Annotated in this window: 20 protein-coding genes and 1 other RNA gene; 18 read left to right on the top strand and 3 right to left on the bottom strand. The window is 35.3% G+C overall.

Annotated features, from left to right (window positions below; genetic code table 11):
- Window positions 1-68 precede the first annotated feature (68 nt).
- Entirely contained in the window at window positions 69-560 is a 492-nt protein-coding gene (locus tag A9G09_RS02580; RefSeq protein WP_065633352.1) for a YajQ family cyclic di-GMP-binding protein, read from the bottom strand.
- 118 nt (window positions 561-678) lie between these two features.
- Complete coding sequence (gene dapD, locus A9G09_RS02575) at window positions 679-1,503, bottom strand: 2,3,4,5-tetrahydropyridine-2,6-dicarboxylate N-succinyltransferase (protein ID WP_065563367.1); 825 nt, start codon at window positions 1,501-1,503, stop codon at window positions 679-681.
- A 223-nt stretch (window positions 1,504-1,726) separates the two neighbouring features.
- Between dapD and A9G09_RS02570 the strand changes: the two genes are divergently transcribed.
- Genes A9G09_RS02570 through A9G09_RS02555 form a run of 4 tightly spaced genes read left to right on the top strand, consistent with a single transcriptional unit; the run spans window position 1,727 to window position 3,506 of the window.
- Complete coding sequence (locus tag A9G09_RS02570; protein ID WP_065633351.1) at window positions 1,727-2,203, top strand: prepilin-type N-terminal cleavage/methylation domain-containing protein; 477 nt, start codon at window positions 1,727-1,729, stop codon at window positions 2,201-2,203.
- Window positions 2,197-2,775, top strand: coding sequence for a prepilin peptidase-dependent protein (locus A9G09_RS02565; protein ID WP_065633350.1), 579 nt, complete (start codon window positions 2,197-2,199; stop codon window positions 2,773-2,775). Before A9G09_RS02570 ends, A9G09_RS02565 begins: the two co-directional genes overlap by 7 nt.
- The gene (locus A9G09_RS02560) at window positions 2,744-3,178 is read left to right on the top strand and encodes a DUF2509 family protein (protein ID WP_065633349.1); all 435 of its coding nucleotides are present in this window, start codon (window positions 2,744-2,746) and stop codon (window positions 3,176-3,178) included. The genes A9G09_RS02565 and A9G09_RS02560 overlap by 32 nt, the downstream gene beginning before the upstream one ends.
- Complete coding sequence (locus A9G09_RS02555; RefSeq protein WP_065633348.1) at window positions 3,171-3,506, top strand: prepilin-type N-terminal cleavage/methylation domain-containing protein; 336 nt, start codon at window positions 3,171-3,173, stop codon at window positions 3,504-3,506. Before A9G09_RS02560 ends, A9G09_RS02555 begins: the two co-directional genes overlap by 8 nt.
- A 25-nt stretch (window positions 3,507-3,531) precedes the next feature.
- Here the strand turns inward: A9G09_RS02555 and A9G09_RS02550 are convergent, their stop codons facing one another.
- A complete protein-coding gene (locus A9G09_RS02550; protein ID WP_176700936.1) occupies window positions 3,532-4,275 on the bottom strand; it encodes an alpha/beta fold hydrolase in 744 nt (247 codons plus the stop codon).
- Between the two features lie 136 nt (window positions 4,276-4,411).
- On the opposite strand from A9G09_RS02550, the gene A9G09_RS02545 reads away from it, so the two are divergent.
- The 14 genes from A9G09_RS02545 to A9G09_RS02480 all read left to right on the top strand — a co-directional run bounded on the left by A9G09_RS02545 (window position 4,412) and on the right by A9G09_RS02480 (window position 19,900).
- The gene (locus A9G09_RS02545; RefSeq protein ID WP_065633346.1) at window positions 4,412-6,352 is read left to right on the top strand and encodes an exoribonuclease II; all 1,941 of its coding nucleotides are present in this window, start codon (window positions 4,412-4,414) and stop codon (window positions 6,350-6,352) included.
- A gap of 190 nt (window positions 6,353-6,542) precedes the next feature.
- Window positions 6,543-6,779: a YecH family metal-binding protein gene (locus A9G09_RS02540; protein WP_065633345.1), complete on the top strand. Its 237-nt coding sequence runs from the start codon at window positions 6,543-6,545 to the stop codon at window positions 6,777-6,779.
- Between the two features lie 150 nt (window positions 6,780-6,929).
- On the top strand, window positions 6,930-7,595 hold the full coding sequence (locus tag A9G09_RS02535) for a hypothetical protein (protein WP_065633344.1): 666 nt from the start codon (window positions 6,930-6,932) through the stop codon (window positions 7,593-7,595).
- Window positions 7,596-7,613: 18 nt separating this feature from the next.
- Entirely contained in the window at window positions 7,614-9,176 is a 1,563-nt protein-coding gene (locus A9G09_RS02530; protein ID WP_081297451.1) for a glucan biosynthesis protein G, read from the top strand.
- A 23-nt stretch (window positions 9,177-9,199) separates the two neighbouring features.
- On the top strand, window positions 9,200-11,557 hold the full coding sequence (gene mdoH, locus A9G09_RS02525) for a glucans biosynthesis glucosyltransferase MdoH (RefSeq protein WP_065633343.1): 2,358 nt from the start codon (window positions 9,200-9,202) through the stop codon (window positions 11,555-11,557).
- A 67-nt stretch (window positions 11,558-11,624) separates the two neighbouring features.
- Window positions 11,625-12,599 carry an elongation factor P--(R)-beta-lysine ligase gene (gene epmA, locus A9G09_RS02520; RefSeq protein WP_065633342.1) on the top strand — a complete coding sequence of 325 codons (975 nt, stop codon included), beginning with the start codon at window positions 11,625-11,627 and terminating at the stop codon, window positions 12,597-12,599.
- A 3-nt stretch (window positions 12,600-12,602) separates the two neighbouring features.
- On the top strand, window positions 12,603-13,952 hold the full coding sequence (gene rmuC / locus A9G09_RS02515; RefSeq protein WP_065633341.1) for a DNA recombination protein RmuC: 1,350 nt from the start codon (window positions 12,603-12,605) through the stop codon (window positions 13,950-13,952).
- A gap of 151 nt (window positions 13,953-14,103) precedes the next feature.
- Window positions 14,104-14,349, top strand: coding sequence for an exodeoxyribonuclease VII small subunit (xseB, locus tag A9G09_RS02510; RefSeq protein WP_065633340.1), 246 nt, complete (start codon window positions 14,104-14,106; stop codon window positions 14,347-14,349).
- On the top strand, window positions 14,339-15,211 hold the full coding sequence (gene ispA, locus A9G09_RS02505; RefSeq protein WP_065633339.1) for a (2E,6E)-farnesyl diphosphate synthase: 873 nt from the start codon (window positions 14,339-14,341) through the stop codon (window positions 15,209-15,211). The genes xseB and ispA overlap by 11 nt, the downstream gene beginning before the upstream one ends.
- Window positions 15,212-15,226: 15 nt before the next feature.
- Complete coding sequence (dxs, locus tag A9G09_RS02500; protein WP_065633373.1) at window positions 15,227-17,089, top strand: 1-deoxy-D-xylulose-5-phosphate synthase; 1,863 nt, start codon at window positions 15,227-15,229, stop codon at window positions 17,087-17,089.
- Window positions 17,090-17,096: 7 nt separating this feature from the next.
- Entirely contained in the window at window positions 17,097-17,381 is a 285-nt protein-coding gene (gene zapA / locus A9G09_RS02495; protein WP_065633338.1) for a cell division protein ZapA, read from the top strand.
- A 65-nt stretch (window positions 17,382-17,446) separates the two neighbouring features.
- A non-coding RNA gene (gene ssrS / locus A9G09_RS02490) (6S RNA) lies at window positions 17,447-17,627 on the top strand.
- Between the two features lie 31 nt (window positions 17,628-17,658).
- The gene (locus A9G09_RS02485) at window positions 17,659-18,204 is read left to right on the top strand and encodes a 5-formyltetrahydrofolate cyclo-ligase (protein ID WP_065633337.1); all 546 of its coding nucleotides are present in this window, start codon (window positions 17,659-17,661) and stop codon (window positions 18,202-18,204) included.
- Between the two features lie 235 nt (window positions 18,205-18,439).
- Window positions 18,440-19,900 carry a catalase gene (locus tag A9G09_RS02480; protein WP_065633336.1) on the top strand — a complete coding sequence of 487 codons (1,461 nt, stop codon included), beginning with the start codon at window positions 18,440-18,442 and terminating at the stop codon, window positions 19,898-19,900.
- Window positions 19,901-19,928 lie beyond the last annotated feature (28 nt).

Genomic DNA, 19,928 nt, shown 5'->3' with positions numbered 1-19,928 from the left:
CATAATAAATGAGGGCTAATCGTTTAGCGTGAGTTATTGCCAGACGACGTTCACGAAGGTTACACTAATTAGTCTCTAAAATTAGTAAATTGAAACGGTTGCCCTAATTCTCCGTTTTTAACTAATGCCATCGTTGCTTGTAAATCATCACGTGATTTACCCGTAACGCGAACTTGTTCCCCTTGTACTTGGGCTTGAACTTTAATTTTGCTGTCTTTAATCAACTTAACTATTTTTTTAGCTAACTCTTTATCAATACCTTGTTTTAGTTTTACTGTAATACTATATAGTTTTCCACTATGTTCCATCTCTTCCGGAATTTCTAGTGCCCCACCATCAATACCACGTTTGGCTAACTTATCACGTAAAATATCTAATAGCTGTTGTACTTGGAAGTCAGATTGACTGGTCGCTTTAATCGTTTCATTTTTTTCATTAAGCTCAAATGAGGCTTCTACATTTTTAAAATCCCAACGCGTAGTTAGTTCACGGGTTGCATTTTCAACACCATTTTTCACTTCTGGCATTTGAATTTCAGAAACAATATCAAAAGAAGGCATAAATTCTCCTTTGCGAATAATTAAAATAAAATTAACTTGATGAATATTATAAGAATATATTGACTGTCCCTACATTAAAAACAAAGACAGTCAATTAATTTATGGTAATTGATTGCGATTAATCGATGGTACGAAGTAATTCGTTAATCCCTACTTTTCCTAACGTTTTAGCATCAACTTTTTTAACAATTACTGCACAATACAAACTGTATTTACCATCTTTAGTTGGTAAGTTACCTGATACCACAACTGAACCAGCTGGCACGCGGCCGTAATGGACTTCACCTGTTGCGCGATCATAAATTTTAGTACTTTGACCGATGAAAACACCCATTGAGATCACACTGCCTTCTTCAACAATCACACCTTCAACGATTTCACTACGTGCACCAATAAAGCAGTTATCTTCAATAATCGTTGGATTTGCTTGCAACGGTTCTAACACACCACCAATACCAACGCCACCTGATAAATGAACATTTTTACCAATTTGCGCACAAGAACCAACAGTTACCCAAGTATCAACCATTGTACCTTCATCAACATAAGCACCAATATTTACATAAGATGGCATTAATACGGTATTACGAGCCACATACGCACCTTTACGTGCAATTGCAGATGGAACGACACGGAAGCCTTCTTGTTGGAAGCGAGCTTCATCATAATCAGCAAATTTTAATGGCACTTTGTCATAGTAATTTGTTGCGCCACCATCAATAAGTTGATTTTCATTAATACGGAAAGAGAGCAACACCGCTTTTTTTAACCATTGATGAGTCACCCAATCGCCATTAATTTTTTCGGCGACACGCATTTTACCGCTGTCTAATAGAGCGATACATTGATTAATTGCATCACGCGTTACTGTATCAACATTTGAAGGCGTAATTTCAGCACGACGTTCAAATGCTGCCTCAATAATAGTTTGTAATTGTTGCATTTCTCGTTTCCTTTAACTTTAAGTCCGTTAGCAAATTTAAATAGATGCACAGTATAATATAATCTGCCACGCTTTTTAAGCGGTTTGTCGTATCAAACTAGCTTTCTTGGTAATAAACAACATTTATTTGGAATTAAGTTCACAAATACCCCACACTCATAAACTACCAAAACCAAAATTTTCTATACTTATCCATATTGAAAGTTAACTAGACAAAAGATAAATGCAAAATTTTGGATTTTCATTGTTAGAATTATTGATTGTTATTTGCATAAGTGCAATTTGCGCTGCTATTGGCATGCAACAATGGAAAGAGATACAGCTCCGTAACGAATTAGTCTCAACAACACATCAATTAGCCTATTTTTTAAATGAAGTCCAAGTCAAAGCTAATACTGAAAATGAAAATTATAGTCTTCATTTATTTTTATCCCCATGGTGTTTAACAATTACATCCGGTGAGCCACCAACAAGTTGCCAAAATGGCCTATTACAGTTTATCAAATCCAACAATTCGGTTGAGATTAAATTATTAAACGAACAAAAAATTATTACATTTTGGGGAAGACGGAATATGGCTCAAACAGGTTCATTTGAACTCAGTAACGCAATTGGTACAACCAGAGTGTTAATATCATTTCGTGGACGAATTCGATTTTGTCGCATCAACAGCTATTTGCCAAGTTTACCAGCATGTTAAAACAAGCAGGATTTTCACTACTTGAAATGTTGTTATCAATAACACTTTCAAGTTTAATTTTTATTGCAGTGACAGATTATTACTTTCAGATACAAGCACATACTTTACAATATTATCGAGCCATTCATCTGCAACAAACTGTTCAACAAGCACTATTTGGTATAGCCAAAGATATAAAGCGCGCAGGGTTTATTGCCAACGATCCGAGTAAGCAAAATAAAACTGCATTAGCCATTATTAACGAAAAAAATTGCATTATCATTCGTTACGATAGTCAAATTCGACATGATTGGATCGATGATACTTCAGCCATGAATAACGCAGATAGTTTTGTGTATCGCTTTGTTAATAATAATATTGAATATAAAACGGGTGCGATTACTTGTAATGAGTCCAAGTGGGAAAAATTATTCGATCCAGCTGAGATTAAAGTGACAACATTCCATCTGAAGCAACAGGCTAATACTATCGAAATAGTATTAGCAGCTGAACTCAAACAACATCAACAAGTAAAATATCAAATAAGCAAAATAGTGAAAAATGAAAATTTTTATTCATCAAACCAACCATGAAAAGGGTTTTAGTACAATTATCATGGTTATTATTTTAACCATTATTGGTTCTATATTATTAACAAGTACTAACTTACTAATGATCTCATGGCATAAAACACTAGCCAGAGAAAATCAATATTATCACCGTTTTAATAAAGCAAATTCCGCATTACATTGGGCACTAACCCAAAATTGGCAAAGACCAACAGATAATTGGCAATGTTTATTTGAAACAAAATATCAATGGAAAGTGTGTATCAAAAATTCATTATTACAAATCGACAACTACGTACTGATACGTGGTGAATCAGAAGGTTTATTTGTTTATGGTTTGGCGCATCATCAAGGTAGTAAACTCATTGTACAAAAAGGTCATTGGCTTGATTATTGTCCAGAAAAAAGGAGAGCATATTGTGAATAACAATGATATGACAGGGTTTAGTATAATCGAAGTGATGCTAGCCTGTTTGATATTTGCCATTGTCATTGTCAGTTTTAGTAATTATCAACACACATTAACCTATTTTTATCATTATCTTTCAGATCAACAAAAGGCACAGCAAATTGCGTTTTCATTACTTGATAGTTACCCTAATATAGCGAGGCACATTGTACCTAATAATTGGCAATATAATATTCAAAGTGAGTCTTATACAAGCCAGTGCCAACTCGTATCAGTCACAATAACAACTACGCCTAGTAAACAAATTAATCAGCAACGATTATTTTGTCATGTGATAAATGAGTAGCGTATTGACCAATGGATAAGTTATCTTAAAGCCACTGTTTTAAAATTTGCAAAACTTGCTGAGTTTTTTCTGCATGAACATTGTGCCCGGCTCCTTCAATTGTTTCTATCACAGCATTGGGAAATTGACGCAATATTGCTTCATAATATTGTTGCATTACATAATTGGAATTGCTCCCGCGTATAAACAAAGTTGGCTTAGTCCAAGGAGAAATAGGTTGCCAATCACGTAAATGACTATATTGACTTACAATCACATTCGCATTAAATAACCAATGTCCATTTTTAAAAGATTTAAGCAAAAATTGGATTGTTCCCTCTGATAGTCCTTGACTTTGCATAAGGTCAATAATTTGTTTTTTATCGGTCAGGTTTTCAGCAAGGCAAGTACTTAACGACTCTAAAACCTGCGCATTATCCGTAGTCGGGTATTTAACCGGCGCAATATCAAGGGCGACAATTTTTTTGATTTTTTCAGAAATAATTTGGGTTAGTCGCAACGCAACCTTGCCCCCCATTGAATGACCAATTAAAATGATTTGATCTAATTGCAAATAATGACAAAGCTCTGCAATATCTTCTGCCATAACATTTAAATTCATCTCATTTGACCATGGCGATTGGCCGTGATTACGCAAATCAACTTGAATGGTCTGATAATCAGATACAAAGTGCTTAGCTAACATATTTGAATTATCCAAACTGCCAAACACACCGTGTAAAAAAATTAATGGTTGTCCTTCACCTTGTAATTTATAGTGTAAATTCATTTTTACGTAATCCTTCATATCAAAACTTAACTATTATAAGCCTAATTTCATTAAGATGATTAATTAATTCAATAACAAAAATTGCAATAACTATGATAAAATCCCAGACTAATTTTTTCAAATAATGTTAAGGCATATGTTTCAAAATAACCCACTATTAGCCCAATTAAAACAAGAACTTCATCAACAAACACCGCGCGTTGAAGGTGTTGTAAGAGCCCACGAAAAAGGATTTGGATTTTTAGATGTTGATAATAAAACAAGCTATTTTATCCCTGTTGCTAAAATGAAAACGGTGTGTCATGGCGATAAAGTATCAGGAACCATCATCGCCAATAATGATAAAGAGTTTTTTGATCCAGAAATATTAATAGAAAGTGCGTTGCAAAAATTCATTGGAAAAATTGGTTTTCAAGATAACACAATGATTATTCATGCTGAAAATATGCCAGAAAATCTTGTTATTCGCTGTAAAGTTAATAAACACGTTACCGAAAAAATTAAAGAAGGTGATTGGGTAACTGCAACACTGATTGCCCATCCGTTGCAAGAAGGTAAAAACGGCTTTTTTGCCGAAGTCATCCATTTCATTGCTGAAGATAACTCTACATACCTTCCTTGGTTAAAAACGTTAGCCCGTTATAATTTAGAAGATAAAGCGCCAACAGCTAACACATTGGCAATTGCAGCAAATGAGCTAACCGATCGTCAAGATTTAACCTATATCAACTTTTTTACGATTGATAGTGAAGATACTGAAGATATGGATGATGCCATATCGATCGAAAAAGATGCGCACGGTAATTATCTACTCAAAGTAGCTATTGCAGACCCTACCGCTTATGTAACCGAAAATAGTGAACTCGATAATATCGCTAAACAAAGAAGCTTTACCACGTATTTGCCTGATTTTAATATCCCGATGCTGCCAAAAGAGCTTGCTGATGAGCTTTGTTCACTAAAAGCCAATCAAAAAAGACCAGCAATGGTGTGTGAAGTAAAAATCGATGCCAATGGTAATATTGATGACAATGCAATTGCATTTATTCCTGCATTTATCGAATCGAAAGCGAAACTTTGTTACCACAATGTTTCTGATTTTTTAGAAAACGGTAGTTTACTATTGTCTGATAATTTAACGATACCGGAGCAACTTAATTGGTTAGCTAGTCTAGCAACACTAAGAACAGCGTGGCGACAAAGTCATGCTTTGGTATTTAAAGATATAACCGACTATCGTTTTATACTCGATGAGAACCGACAAGTAAAATCAATTATTAAAGAAACACGCGGTATTGCTAACCAAATCGTTGAAGAAGTGATGATAATAGCCAATCAAGCTTTAACCATGCACTTAACTGACAAAATTGGTTTTGGTATTTTTAACGTCCATGCGGGTTTTGACCCTAAATTTATGGAGCAAATTTTAAAGATCTTAAATGAACATGGCTTAACGCAATTTGATAAAGATGCTTTATTATCGTTTGAGGGATATATCCAGCTGCGCCGTATCATCAATAACGATACCTTTTTAGCCTCGCGCCTGCGAAAATTTCAAAGTCCTGCCGATTTTTCACTTGAGCCAAGACCACATTTTGGACTCGGATTTAACGCTTATGCAACATGGACTTCGCCAATTCGAAAATATGGCGATATGATAAACCATCGTTTAATTAAAGCTTCCCTGCGCCAGCTTCCATTAACGTCACCTAGCATAGAACTACTTAAAATAATGGGTGAAAAGCGTAAAACATTACGCTTAGCCGAGCGTGATATGGCTGAAAATCTTTATTCACAATATTTATCGGATAAAATTAGCCATTGTTTTACCGCTGAAATTATTGATATTAATCGCGGTGGTGCTCGGGTACGCTTAACGGATATTGGCGCTTTTGCATTCTTACCGCTGTCAATGATTCATCCTATACGTGAAGAAATTTGCTCACTTCCGGAGGAAGGCGTTATCAAAATTAAAGACGAAATTTGCTATAAACTAACCGATACTATTTCAGTGGTTATCCATCAAGTTAAAAAAGAAAATCAATCGATTATAGTTAAATTAGCGGATAGTCACTAATGCACATTTTTTTATCATGATAAGCGGTAATAATTTGTCATTTATCCCCTGAAATCAATCAGGGGAATACTGACTAATAATTAATGATATTTTAACGCTTAACCTCTTTTTTTTCTTGATAATATCTGATATCTTTCTTCACTCATTAAAATAATTATTATAATTAGATAGGCAAGATGCAGAGGGTACTATGTTATCAATTCATGGGCATGAAGTCTTACATATGATGGCTGGAAATAGCTATACAGAATCATCTCTAAAGGAAGCTATCGAAAAACAGTTTGGAAAACATGCTAAATTTCATACTTGCTCTCAAACTGATATGGATTCAACACAACTTATCTGTTTTTTAAAATTAAAAGGTAAATTTAAACCCGTTACTGATGTTGAATTTACGGTCAATGAAACAAAAATTTGTCGTCATTAAGTTTCAAAATATGTTTACGTGTTTTGAGACTGTTATAAATTTAAATTAATCGTATAGTGTATTTAATAGAATATGAGTATATAATTTCGGGCAAAGATTAATAGCCAGCCTTCAAATTACAACTCTAAAAAAATATTCATGGAATTTAATATGAAAATTAGTAACATTTTAATCTGCGCAATTGTTCCTATTCTTGTCGCCAGTTGTGTACATAGATCGGCTGCACCGGTGAAAAAAATTGAACAGCCTATTGAATCAGATGAGTTAACATTAATAAAACAACAAACCGAATTAAATAATCCATATGTTGTTAATGCAAAAACACAATTACAGCAACTTATTGGCACAAAAAACTTCGATAATTACATTAAAAAAACCGGCATATTAAGTTGCCAAAATGATGAAAACCAATCATCTTGCGTGTTGAATTTTTATCTGACTGAATATTACAAGTTAAAATATAACCAACAAATTAAGAAAGTTATTGAAGAAAACCAGACCGAACATAAAATTGAATTAAGCAAAATAAAAGCAACGTCTGCTAATATAAAAAATTATTGTGACCTTTCGGCAGATTTTCTTGCTGCTGTTTATACCAATGACAATCAGAAAGTTTCTAGCTACTTTCAACCTTTATTCAAAATGTCAGAAGAAGAGATGTCTTCATTACATGCTAAAATCATCAAAGATAATTATTCACACTTCTTAATTGATGAAAATCCAAGTATTTTGCAAGAAATGAAAAGTGACTTTCTTGAAAAATGTTTAGACGATCCAAAAGATAACATTATTAATTATATCAATATTTTTAGATAATCCTAACGCGAGTTTTTTATGCACAATTTATTACCAATTAGTCAGTTTAGTAAAACATTCACTGGCAAGATGCTTTGCATAGTGTCGGCATCTTGTATCAGTTTTTCTTCATGGGCTTTTTCGTTTAATGATGTGGTAACGCAAGCTGAAAATCTATCAAAACAAGCTTATGTACAACCAACTAAAAATATTCCAAACGAACTATCATCGCTGCAATTCGCTGATTATCAGAAAATTCAATTTAATCACCAAAAAGCTTATTGGAGTGATCGAAAAAGCCGTTTTAAACTCGAGTTTTATCATGAAGGTATGTATTTTGATACACCTGTAAAAATCAATGAAATTGTAAATAACCAAGTTAACGAGATTAAATTTGATCCAAGTTACTTCGATTTAAGCAAAATTAATCTTGATAAGTTAGACACAAAACATCTTGGTTTTGCTGGATTTAAAGTCCATTATCCAATTAATAATCCGGCTAAAACAGATGACGAAATTTTCACTGCACTTGGTGGTAGTTACTTTAGAGCTGTAGGTAAAAATCAGCGTTATGGACTTTCAGCAAGAGGTCTAGCCATTGATACGGGTGAAATGTCTGGTGAAGAGTTCCCTCGATTTAAAGAGTTTTGGATTGAAAGACCGCTTCCTAATCAAAAACATTTAGTGATTTATGCACTACTTGACTCTCCTCGCGTCGCTGGTGCTTACAAACTTACTTTGGTACCGAGTGTCGATACAACAATTACCGTTGAAGCTAAAGTATTTTTCCGAGATGGCGTAAAAAAACTCGGTGTTGCACCATTAACCAGCATGTATTTATATGGACCAAATCAACCTTCGCCATTACTTAATTATCGTCCGGCGATGCATGATTCAAATGGATTATCAATTTTATCAAATAATAACGAATGGATTTGGCGACCACTTAATAATCCAAAACGTTTATCTTTCTCATCATATAGTTTAGATAATCCTAAAGGATTTGGGTTAATTCAGCGAGATAAAGGCTTTGATGATTATCAAGATCTTGATGATCACTATGAACAACGTCCGAGTGTTTGGACAGAAATTTTGGATGACTGGCACAAAGGGCGAGTTGAATTAGTTGAAATCCCGACCGCAGATGAAACCAACGATAATATTGTTTCTTATTGGGTGCCAGAAAAACAATACAAAGCCGGTGACAGTATTAGTTTTAAATATCGCCTACATTATTCATTGGATGAACAACAACGCTATCCAGATAATATAGCAAGAGCAATTAGCACGCGATTATCACTTGGTGACATTAAACAGGCTAACTTAATTCGTAAACTTGATGGTTCTAATGCTTATGTTATTGATTTTGCAGGGCCTCAACTATCAGAACAAGTTCCGGTGAAAGTCATATCAAGCATCAATAATGGTTCTATTGTCAGTTGTGATGTCCAGTACAATCCGGTTATCAAAGGTTGGCGAGTACTGGTACGATTTAATGTTGAAGATAATAAAAAACCAACGGATATCCGCATCCAATTAGCATCAGAAAAAACGAATGAAGTTTTATCTGAAACATGGAGCGGTCAATATCCTGGACAATAAAACTATAACAATAAGCCAATAATATGAAAAACAATTACTTTTCAACTCTTTCTGGCGCTGATAACTGGCGCCAGAATTTAAAAAACAATGATATCCCTTCAGATGATAGTGAGTTTTTAAAATATCGTCTAAATCAAATTGGTGATACCTCAACTTATAACGATGAGAGAAAGCAGCAGCCAAGTTATCCGGAAGTTGAACGGGTATCCATTCAACCACAAATATGGAATAAGCGTTATCACGCCAAAATGAAGTCAGGCTTGAATATTTTAGCGTTGATTCGCCGATTAATCATGTTTGCGCTTATTGTGGTTCAAACCTATTTTGGTACCAGCTATCTATCAACACTATTACCTTATCAAAGCTGGCAAAAAATTAATTTTATGGCCAATTGGGCAATTAATCCTGAATTGGCAATATATAGTATTATTCCTTATATTATACAATGGTTTATTATCGCTCTTTTTGCAATTTTATTTGCCTGGATCTCAATTGGATTTTGGACCAGTATTATGGGGCTTATTTTAGCTGTTATGGGGAAAGATCGTTATACCATTGAGATTCCTAAAGATGCTGCAGCACATATTGATGCCAAACATCGCACAGCCCTTGTTATGCCAATTTGTAATGAAGATGTCGCTCGTGTGTTTGCTGGATTACAAGCAACTTATCAATCATTAGTCGAGACCGGAAACGCAGCTTGCTGTGATTTCTATATTTTGAGTGATACCAATGATCCTGATCTTTATGTCAATGAACTAAAAGCTTGGGCTGATTTTAATGCCCAAAAACAGAATAATGGTTGTAATGTTTTTTACCGCCATCGTAAGCGTCGCGTCAAACGTAAAAGTGGCAACATTGATGACTTTTGCCGACGTTGGGGACACCTATATGAATATATGCTAATTCTTGATGCTGATAGCATTATGACAGGTGATTGCATACTGAATATGATTGCCATGATGGAAATGACACCTAAAGCGGGTATTTTACAATCTCCGCCTAAATCAGTCAGAATGAAAACCCTTTACGGTCGAATTCAGCAATTTGCTAACCAAATTTATAGTGATATTTTCTGTGCTGGAACCCACTTTTGGCAACTCAGTGAAGCCCAATACTGGGGACATAACGCGATGATCCGCTTAAAGCCATTTATTGAGCACTGTATTTTATCGCCACTACAAAAACGCAAAGGACCAATACATATTTTATCGCATGATCTTGTTGAAGCAACCTTAATGCGCCGTGCCGGTTATGGTGTTTGGATTGCTTATAATATGAATGGTAGCTATGAAGAGTTACCTGGAAATATGATTGAAGATCTTAAACGAGATAATCGTTGGTGTATGGGGAATTTAATCAATTTACGCTTAATTTTTAAAAGTGGTATTACACTAACCCACCGTGTTATGTTTTTAACCAGTGGTATGGCATATATCTCATCTCTGTTATGGTTGATATTTTTGATCTTCTCAACATTACTGTTATTAGTTTTTAATTTGTCAGATCAACAATATTTTTTCCAGCCAAACCAATTTTATCCTACCTGGCCAAAATGGGATGAAAATTTAGCAATTCAACTATTATCTACCACTATGGTGTTATTATTTGCGCCAAAATTTTTCAGTTACGGCATTATTATTGCTAGAACAGGCGCTAAAGAGGTGGGGGGTATCTTTAAATTAACACTATCAATATTTATTGAAATGATATGGTCAATGATTTTAGCGCCAATACGGATGATCTTTCACAGTAAATTTGTGATAAAAGCCTGGTTAGGGAGTAAAATCCAATGGAAATCACCATCCAGAAATGATGATGCTTTAACTTGGGGAGAATCGTTCTATTTTTGCTGGCCTCTTTCGTTATTAGGCATAGTTTGGCTGTGTATTATTATTTGGTTAAATCCACAATTTACATTATGGTATATCGCCATACTTATCCCACTAACCATTTCGCCACTGGTCATTAGGGTATCGGGTTTATCAAGTATTGGTATCAAAGCGCAAAAAGCAGGTTTGTTTTTAACTCCTGAAGAAACCCACCCAGCAAGAGCGGTAACGCTTACAGGTGAGTATTTGGTAAAAACTGAAGCAAATATTGTTGATCATGGTTTTATAATGGCATTAGTTGACCCTTTATATAATGCATTAGCCTGTGCATTATCTACATCGCGTCATATATCTAATGTAAAAAATCAGCAAAAACGTAGTGAACTGATTGAACAATTTGAACAGGTTGACTTAACAAAAATCAATAAAGAACAACAACTAGCAATTTTAGAAGACCCAATTATTCTTTCTGCACTTCATCGTCATATTTGGCAACAGCAAGAAAAATACGACAATTTATTCACTTTGTGGCAAAATGAACGCCAGTAATTAAAAATAGGGCTTTAGCCCTATTTTCTTTTTTTAGTAACTAATCAAAATCCATGGATATTTTTTTATGACTTGGCAACCTTCCTCATCTATCAATAATTTACTTAAGCGCGCAAAAATCATTTCACAAGTACGACAATTTTTTGCTGATCGCTGTATATTAGAAGTCGAAACGCCGACATTAAGCCAATATGCTGTTACAGATGTACATTTAAGTTCATTTACGACAACATTTTTTAAACCAGGTGAATTTGACGAACAACTTGGACGAAAAATGTCTTTAATCACCAGCCCTGAATATCATATGAAACGTCTACTTGCCGCTGGTAGTGGGCCAATCTTTCAAATATGCAAATGCTTTCGTAATCATGAAGAAGTTGGTCGTTTTCATAATCCGGAATTTACCATGCTCGAATGGTATCGTATACAGTATGATATGATGCAAATGATTAACGAAGTCGATGACCTATTACAAACTATTTTAGACTGTGAGCCTGCTGAACGAGTCTCGTACCAGAAGGCGTTTCAACGTCATCTTAATATTGATCCATTAGAAGCCGATCACGCGACATTAGTAAAAGCCATTAACCAACTTGATATTGGTATTAATGTTGATGATTATGACAAAGATGGGCTATTACAATGCTTATTCACTTTTGGCGTAGAACCGCATATTGGACTTGAAAAACCGATTGCAGTGTATCACTTTCCAGCTTCCCAAGCCGCATTAGCTGCAATTAGTAGCGAAGATCATCGCGTAGCTGGTCGCTTCGAGTTTTACTACAAAGGGGTTGAGCTTGCTAATGGTTTTAAAGAGTTAACAAATTCACAAGAGCAAAGACAGCGCTTTGAGCAAAATAATTTAGAACGTTCTAAACAAAATCTACCAGAACAAAATATTGACATTGAATTACTTGCCGCCATGGAGTCAGGTTTGCCGGATTGTGCAGGTGTTGCTATAGGTCTAGATCGCTTAATTATGTTAGCCCTCAATTCAGTGACCTTAGATGACGTTATATCGTTCACTTTTGATAGGGCTTAAACCATGTTCGGAGCTTTAGGTTTAACTCAATGGATTGCTATCATCATGACGGTGATAGCATTGATATTATTAATTGTAGTGATTAAATCTAAACTCACTATAAATAATATAAATCAGTTAGTTGAATTGCAACTTTCTCAAAAAAATCATGAAAATCAATCTTTGACTGAAAAGTTACAACAATTAGAAAATGAACTCAATCAATATCGTCTACAATATGTGACACAAAATGCAACTATTACTGAGCTAAAAACCCGTTTGGAAGAAACAAGAAGCTCTGCTTATGAAAAGCAATCAATACTTGAGCAAAGTGAGCAGCGGCTAACAACTCAGTTTGAAAATTTAGCTAATCGCATTTTTGAACAAAGTGGTAAAAGAATAGAACAACAAAATAAGCAAAGCCTTGATTATTTACTTTCACCGCTAAAAGAGCAATTAGAAGGATTTAAAAAGCAGGTACAAGATAGCTTTGGTCAAGAGGCAAAAGAACGCCATACCTTGACGCATGAAATCCGTAATTTGCAACAACTTAATGAGCAGATGACAAAAGAGGCTAACAACCTAACTAACGCTTTAAAAGGTAATAATAAAACCCAAGGTAATTGGGGTGAATTTATTTTAAGTCAAATACTCGATAATTCAGGGCTAAGAGAAGGTTATGAGTATGATACCCAAGTTAATTTAACCAATGAAAACAATCTGCGATTGCAACCAGATGTTATTGTTCACTTACCGCAAGGTGGTGATGTGGTCATTGACTCGAAAGTAACCCTCGTTGCTTATGAACGTTATTTTAATAGTGATGATGATACGATTAAAAGTAAATCCATGACTGAACATTTAGCAGCTATACGTAATCACTTAAAACAACTAAGCCAAAAAGATTATCATAAACTTAATGGAATTAATTCGTTAGATTATATTTTAATGTTTATTCCTGTTGAGCCAGCGTTTTTATCAGCCATTGATCATGATCCTGCATTGATTAACGATGCTTTAAAAAATAATATTATGATAGTAAGTCCAACCACATTATTAGTCGCTTTACGTACGATTCATAACTTATGGCGCTATGAATACCAAAATCGCAATGCTGAATTAATTGCCGACAAAGCAAGTAAATTATATGATAAAGTTCGTGGTTTTATTGAAGATATGGAAAACTTAGGCAATTGCCTTGATAAAGCCCAGCAAACTTATCAAAATTCGTTAAATAAACTATCTAAAGGACGTGGTAATATAATTGGACAAATTGAACGTTTTCGTGAAATGGGCATCGAAGTTAAAAAACCGATCAATCCTGATCTAGCTTTAATATCGAAAGATGAAGTTGATAGTGAAAACGAAGATTAACTGTTATTGTCTAATAATCTTAAATTGTTAATACCACTAGTTACTATGTTGTTAAATTTTTAGAGGAAACACATATTTCAGCATCAAAATAATATTATTTACCCTTATTGAAATTATGTGTACACTCATTTACGCAAAAAAGGAAGCGCATATGGCAAAAAAACCAGTGACAGAACCAAGTTTTGAACAAACACTTAAGCAACTTGAAGCGATTGTTTCACAACTGGAAAATGGTGATTTACCATTAGATGAAGCATTAAATGAGTTTGAAAAAGGGGTTAAATTAGCCCGAACAGGACAAAAACAATTACAACAAGCAGAACAACGTATTCAGATATTATTATCTGAAAATAGTGATGCGCAGTTGTCTGAATTCTCGATTAATCATGATGAATAGTCTCAATGTATTACAAGAACGGATTAATTCGTTTTTAGCAACCTATATTTCGCAGTTTCCTTGTTCCGAATTACAACAAGCAATGCGTTATAGCTTGTTAGCAGGGGGCAAGCGAATTAGGCCTATTCTGGTTTATTTAACAGGACAGATGTTTAATTGTTCACTCTCTAAGCTTGATGATGCTGCGGCAGCCATTGAAGCAATACATACCTATTCGTTAATCCATGACGATTTACCCGCTATGGATAATGATGATTTACGTCGAGGCAAACCAACTTGTCACATAAAATTTGGGCAAGCACAGGCAATATTAGCCGGCGATGCCTTACAAACGTTAGCATTCACTATACTCTCTGAAAGCCAACACTTTAATGACCAAACTAAAATTTCAATGATTGCTGAACTTGCCAAAGCTAGTGGATTAAATGGCATGTGCATTGGGCAGTCACTGGATTTACAAGCTGAACATCAAACTGTCACGCTTGAGCATTTACAACAAATACACAATTATAAAACGGGTGCACTAATCAAAGCAGCCGTCCGACTTGGTGCGTTGGCATGTGGAGAAGAAAGTAAACCTTACTATGCCATGTTAGACAGTTATGCTCAAGCAATTGGGTTAGCGTTTCAAATTCAGGATGATATTTTAGATATAATCGGTGATCAAGCAATTATGGGCAAACCCCAAGGTTCAGATATCGCACAAGAAAAGAGCACGTATCCCGCCTTAATTGGACTACAATCAGCAATAAAAATGACCCAAACATTGTATGACCAAGCTATCGATAGTCTTCGCAAAATACCTTATGATAGCCAACCATTACAAAATCTGGCTGATTTTATTATTAATCGTAAAAGTTAAACAAATAGCTCAATGATGACAATAAATTTGGATAATTATCCGTTACTAAAAAACATTAACTCGCCAGAAGATTTAAGACGATATCCTTTGTCTCAATTACCCGAAATTTGTCGCGAGTTAAGACAATTTTTACTTGATAGCGTTAGCAAATCAAGTGGTCATCTTGCATCCGGATTAGGTGTTATTGAATTAACTGTTGCATTACATTATGTTTATTATACACCCTTTGATAAGGTTATATGGGATGTTGGGCATCAAGCTTATCCACATAAAATTTTAACTGGCCGCCGTGATAAGATGCTCACGATTCGACAAAAAGATGGATTACATCCATTCCCTCATCGTGAGGAGAGTCAATATGACGTGTTAACAACTGGTCACTCATCTACATCGATTAGTGTTGCGCTTGGAATAGCTATTAGCGAGCAAAAAAAACAATCAGGGCAAAAAGTCGCCGCAGTCATTGGTGATGGAGCATTAACTGCAGGCATGGCGTTTGAAGCCATGAACCATGCTGGGCATATCAAGCCAGATATGTTAGTAATTGTTAATGATAATGACATGTCAATTTCTGAAAATACAGGTGCGCTTAATCAACATCTAACCCAAATCTTATCGAGTAAAGCTTATGCCTCTTTTCGTGAAAGTGGTAAGCGAGTACTTGCCAATATTCCACCACTTAAAGAGTTATTTAAAAAAACGGAAGAACATTTAAAAGGATTAGTCACGCCAGCTATTTTATTTGAAGAACTTGGCTTTAACTATATAGGCCCCGTTGATGGACATGATGTTGAAAATTTAGTTCTAACATTGCAAAAAGTGCGCCAACTAAAAGGACCACAACTACTTCATATTATTACCAAAAAAGGCAAAGGATATGCGCCAGCTGAACAAGATCCAACATTATGGCATGGTGTCCCTAAATTTAATCCCATTGACGGAATTTTGCCCAAAGCCAACAAAGTTGCCCCAACTTATTCACAAGTTTTTGGTGATTGGTTATGTGAAATGGCACAACATGATAAACAGCTAGTTGCAATAACGCCAGCGATGGGTGAAGGATCAGGCATGACAAAATTTGCTGATCAATATCCCGATCAGTTTTTTGATGTCGCCATTGCAGAACAACATGCTGTCACGCTGGCAACAGGATTTGCAATCAGCGGTTTTAAACCTGTAGTTGCCATATACTCAACATTTTTACAACGCGCTTATGATCAAGTTATTCATGATGTTGCCATTCAAAATTTACCTGTGCTATTTGCTATTGATCGAGCTGGGATTGTTGGCGCTGATGGTGAAACGCATCAAGGTGCGTTTGATCTAAGCTTTTTACGCTGTATACCCAATTTTGTTATTATGACACCAAGCGATGAAAACGAATGTCGACAAATGCTCTATACCGGTTATTTACATCATGGTCCTGCTGCTGTGCGTTATCCTCGTGGTGAAGGTATTGGTGCTGTATTAAAACCGTTACAGACAATACCGTTAGGTCAGTCAAAATTGTGCCGTGAAGGGCAAAACATAGCTTTACTCAATTTTGGCACATTACTGCCTGAAGTTTTACAGGCGGCCAATCAAATTAATGCTACAGTCATAGACATGCGTTTTGTAAAGCCATTGGATGAAAAAGTCCTTTTGCACATTAGCCAAACACATAATATACTGGTCACTGTTGAAGAAAACAGTATCAAAGGCGGAGCTGGCAGTGGCGTCTGTGAATTTTTATTATCGAAAAAAATAAAATGTGATATTTTAAATATTGGGTTACCTGATAAGTTTATTGCGCAAGGATCACAAACTGAGGTTCGCAATGAACTGGGTTTAAACTGTGAACATATTATCAAAAAAATTAATAATTTTATAAAACAATAGGTTAAATATGGAAACTAAAGCTGTCACTATTCAAATTTTTGGACGTACTTTAAAATTTAATTGTCCGGTTGATGAAGTTGACGCACTCGCTAATGCCGCAAAAGACTTAGATGCGCGCTTAAATAATTTACGTGAAAAGTCATCACAAATAAGTAGTGAACAACTCATTATGACCGCAGCACTGAATATTTCTTACGAACTAACAAAAGAAAAAGAAAAAAGTAATGAATTCAGCGATAGATTAAAAATGTTACAACAATTACTTGATTCAGCTTTAAATAGCAACAATTAACGGTTTTAATTGTAAATTTAATCAAAACGATCTTGTATCATTTGTTAATTTTAGTAATATTATACCCATCTCTGAGATGTTCGCGATATGGGTTAGTCCCCTGAGCCGATATTCTTTACTTTAGAACGGTGTGATTTTCAATTGGTGTGTATGCCTTATTTATAAGGAAACCTAAAAATTGGAACATGCTGTTCACCTTGAACCTTGGGTTCAAGGGTTACGACCCTAACGACATCTTGGAGTGCCTTTCATTGTTTTGACTTTGTAGTGGTAATTGATGAATATTAGACAGATTATCCGTCAAAAAAGACGACAATTATCCCACCATGAACGCCAAGTTGCTCAGCAAGATATTTATCGTAAAATTACCCACCATGCCGATGTTAATTCAGCTCAAAATATAGCAATATTTCTACCATTTGATGGTGAAATCGATACGCTACCTATAATTGAATACCTTTGGCAACAAAACAAATCTGTTTATTTACCGGTTATTCATCCATTTGATACAAAACATTTACTATTTTTACACTATACCCCAAATACACCTTTATCAAAAAATCAGTTTGGTATTTCACAACCGGCTCTAAATGTTTTAACTGTCATACCGTATCAAAAACTTGATATTATCTTCACGCCATTGGTTGCATTTGATGAACGAGGATACCGAATGGGAATGGGCGGTGGCTATTATGATAGGCTACTTGAAAACTATCGAATATATAATATTAAACCTATTGGACTCGCTTTTGCCTGTCAAAAAGTCGAAAGAATCAATAATCAACCTTGGGATGTTCGATTGCCAGAAATTATTTATGCTTAACTGATAACCAACCCCAAAGAATAAATACGAATCATTCGCATTATTACCCTCAAAAAACATCAATTTATTTTATTTATCTATGATAAAAACCAAATTTAGCGATATAATAATTTAGCGTTAACTTTTTATCATGCACTACCGCCCTATTCTTTTGTCTTTTGAGTCAATATTTAATTCCAAATGGAGATGAATATTCTTGAAAGTACTTTATAAATATTCAAAAAGGAGTATTGCAATGTCAGAAAATAAAGTATTAACCACCAACAACGGCGCACCAATTGCCGATAATCAAAATTCTCGCACTGCTGGTCCTCGAGGCCCTGTATTACTCGATGATTACCAACTTATCGAAAAACTCGCTCAATTCAATCGCGAAAATATTCCTGAACGTCGAGTCCACGCCAAGGGTTCTGGAGCACACGGTACTTTTACAGTAACAAATGATATAACAAAATATTCATTTGCTAGTATATTTGCCAATGTTGGAAAACAAACACCCGTTTTTGTGCGATTTTCAACCGTAGGTGGTGAACGAGGTTCTTCTGATACAGCTCGTGATCCACGAGGTTTTTCAGTAAAATTTTATACAGATCAAGGAAATTGGGATATTGTAGGTAACAATACGCCTGTATTTTTTATCCGTGATGCAATTAAATTCCCTGATTTTATTCATACCCAAAAGCGTGATCCCAAAACAAATCTAAAAGATCCGCAAATGATGTGGGATTTTTGGTCCTTATCACCTGAATCACTTCATCAAGTGACCATTTTATTTTCTGATAGAGGTATTCCTGACGGTTACCGCCATATGCATGGGTATGGTAGTCATACTTATAGCCTTATCAATAAAGATGGGGTAAGAACGTGGGTGAAATGGCATTTCAGAACGGAACAAGGAATCAAAAATATAGATCCTAAAAAAGCCTCAGAAATGGATGGAACGAATCCTGATTCAGCTCAAGAAGATCTATTCAAAGCGATTGAACGTGGCGACTATCCAAAATGGCGGCTTTATATGCAAGTGATGACTGAAGAACAAGCCAATCAACACCCAGAAAACCCTTTTGATGTCACTAAAGTTTGGTCACAAAAACAATACCCATTAATCGAAGTCGGTGTGATGGAGCTTAATCGCAATCCAGAAAACTACTTTGCAGAAGTTGAACAATCCGCTTTTGAACCAAGTAATGTGGTACCAGGAACAGGCTTATCGCCAGATAAAATGTTGCAAGGACGTGTTTTTGCCTATGCCGATGCTCACCGTTATCGAATTGGTACGAATTATCAGCAACTACCGATCAATGCGCCTAAATGTCCTGTGCATAATTACCAACGTGATGGTTCAATGCGCTTTTACAGTCCTGATAACGCACCTAACTATGAACCCAATAGCGTTGACAGTGCACCTAAAGAGCAACCTCAATATGCCGAACCACCAATGCATGTACCAGCTGGTACAATGGATAAGCATAACCACCGTGTTGATGGTGATTACTATTCGCAACCAGGTGCGTTATTTAAATTAATGAGTCCAGAACAAAAACAACTATTAATTGATAATATTGTTGGATCGATGAAGAATGTTGATCGCAATATACAAATTCGTCAATTAAAACACTTCTATAAAGCTCACCCAGACTATGGACAAGGTGTCGCTAAAGGTCTCGGTATTGATGTGAATTTAATCAAAGATTAACGCATAAACAAGAAAAGCCGACTTAATA

The organism is Gilliamella sp. wkB292 (genome assembly GCF_001690235.1).
Lineage (GTDB): Bacteria > Pseudomonadota > Gammaproteobacteria > Enterobacterales > Orbaceae > Gilliamella > Gilliamella apicola_F.
This window is presented reverse-complemented; position numbering and strand designations above follow the sequence as displayed.

Coding starts and splice junctions, on each gene's coding strand:
- A9G09_RS02580 (WP_065633352.1), bottom strand. CDS start 560: ATGCCTTCTTTTGATATTGTTTCTGAAATTCAAATGCCAGAAGTGAAA.
- dapD (WP_065563367.1), bottom strand. CDS start 1,503: ATGCAACAATTACAAACTATTATTGAGGCAGCATTTGAACGTCGTGCT.
- A9G09_RS02570 (WP_065633351.1), top strand. CDS start 1,727: ATGCAAAATTTTGGATTTTCATTGTTAGAATTATTGATTGTTATTTGC.
- A9G09_RS02565 (WP_065633350.1), top strand. CDS start 2,197: ATGTTAAAACAAGCAGGATTTTCACTACTTGAAATGTTGTTATCAATA.
- A9G09_RS02560 (WP_065633349.1), top strand. CDS start 2,744: ATGAAAATTTTTATTCATCAAACCAACCATGAAAAGGGTTTTAGTACA.
- A9G09_RS02550 (WP_176700936.1), bottom strand. CDS start 4,275: ATGAATTTACACTATAAATTACAAGGTGAAGGACAACCATTAATTTTT.
- A9G09_RS02545 (WP_065633346.1), top strand. CDS start 4,412: ATGTTTCAAAATAACCCACTATTAGCCCAATTAAAACAAGAACTTCAT.
- A9G09_RS02540 (WP_065633345.1), top strand. CDS start 6,543: ATGTTATCAATTCATGGGCATGAAGTCTTACATATGATGGCTGGAAAT.
- A9G09_RS02535 (WP_065633344.1), top strand. CDS start 6,930: ATGAAAATTAGTAACATTTTAATCTGCGCAATTGTTCCTATTCTTGTC.
- A9G09_RS02530 (WP_081297451.1), top strand. CDS start 7,614: ATGCACAATTTATTACCAATTAGTCAGTTTAGTAAAACATTCACTGGC.
- mdoH (WP_065633343.1), top strand. CDS start 9,200: ATGAAAAACAATTACTTTTCAACTCTTTCTGGCGCTGATAACTGGCGC.
- epmA (WP_065633342.1), top strand. CDS start 11,625: ATGACTTGGCAACCTTCCTCATCTATCAATAATTTACTTAAGCGCGCA.
- rmuC (WP_065633341.1), top strand. CDS start 12,603: ATGTTCGGAGCTTTAGGTTTAACTCAATGGATTGCTATCATCATGACG.
- xseB (WP_065633340.1), top strand. CDS start 14,104: ATGGCAAAAAAACCAGTGACAGAACCAAGTTTTGAACAAACACTTAAG.
- ispA (WP_065633339.1), top strand. CDS start 14,339: ATGATGAATAGTCTCAATGTATTACAAGAACGGATTAATTCGTTTTTA.
- dxs (WP_065633373.1), top strand. CDS start 15,227: ATGACAATAAATTTGGATAATTATCCGTTACTAAAAAACATTAACTCG.
- zapA (WP_065633338.1), top strand. CDS start 17,097: ATGGAAACTAAAGCTGTCACTATTCAAATTTTTGGACGTACTTTAAAA.
- A9G09_RS02485 (WP_065633337.1), top strand. CDS start 17,659: ATGAATATTAGACAGATTATCCGTCAAAAAAGACGACAATTATCCCAC.
- A9G09_RS02480 (WP_065633336.1), top strand. CDS start 18,440: ATGTCAGAAAATAAAGTATTAACCACCAACAACGGCGCACCAATTGCC.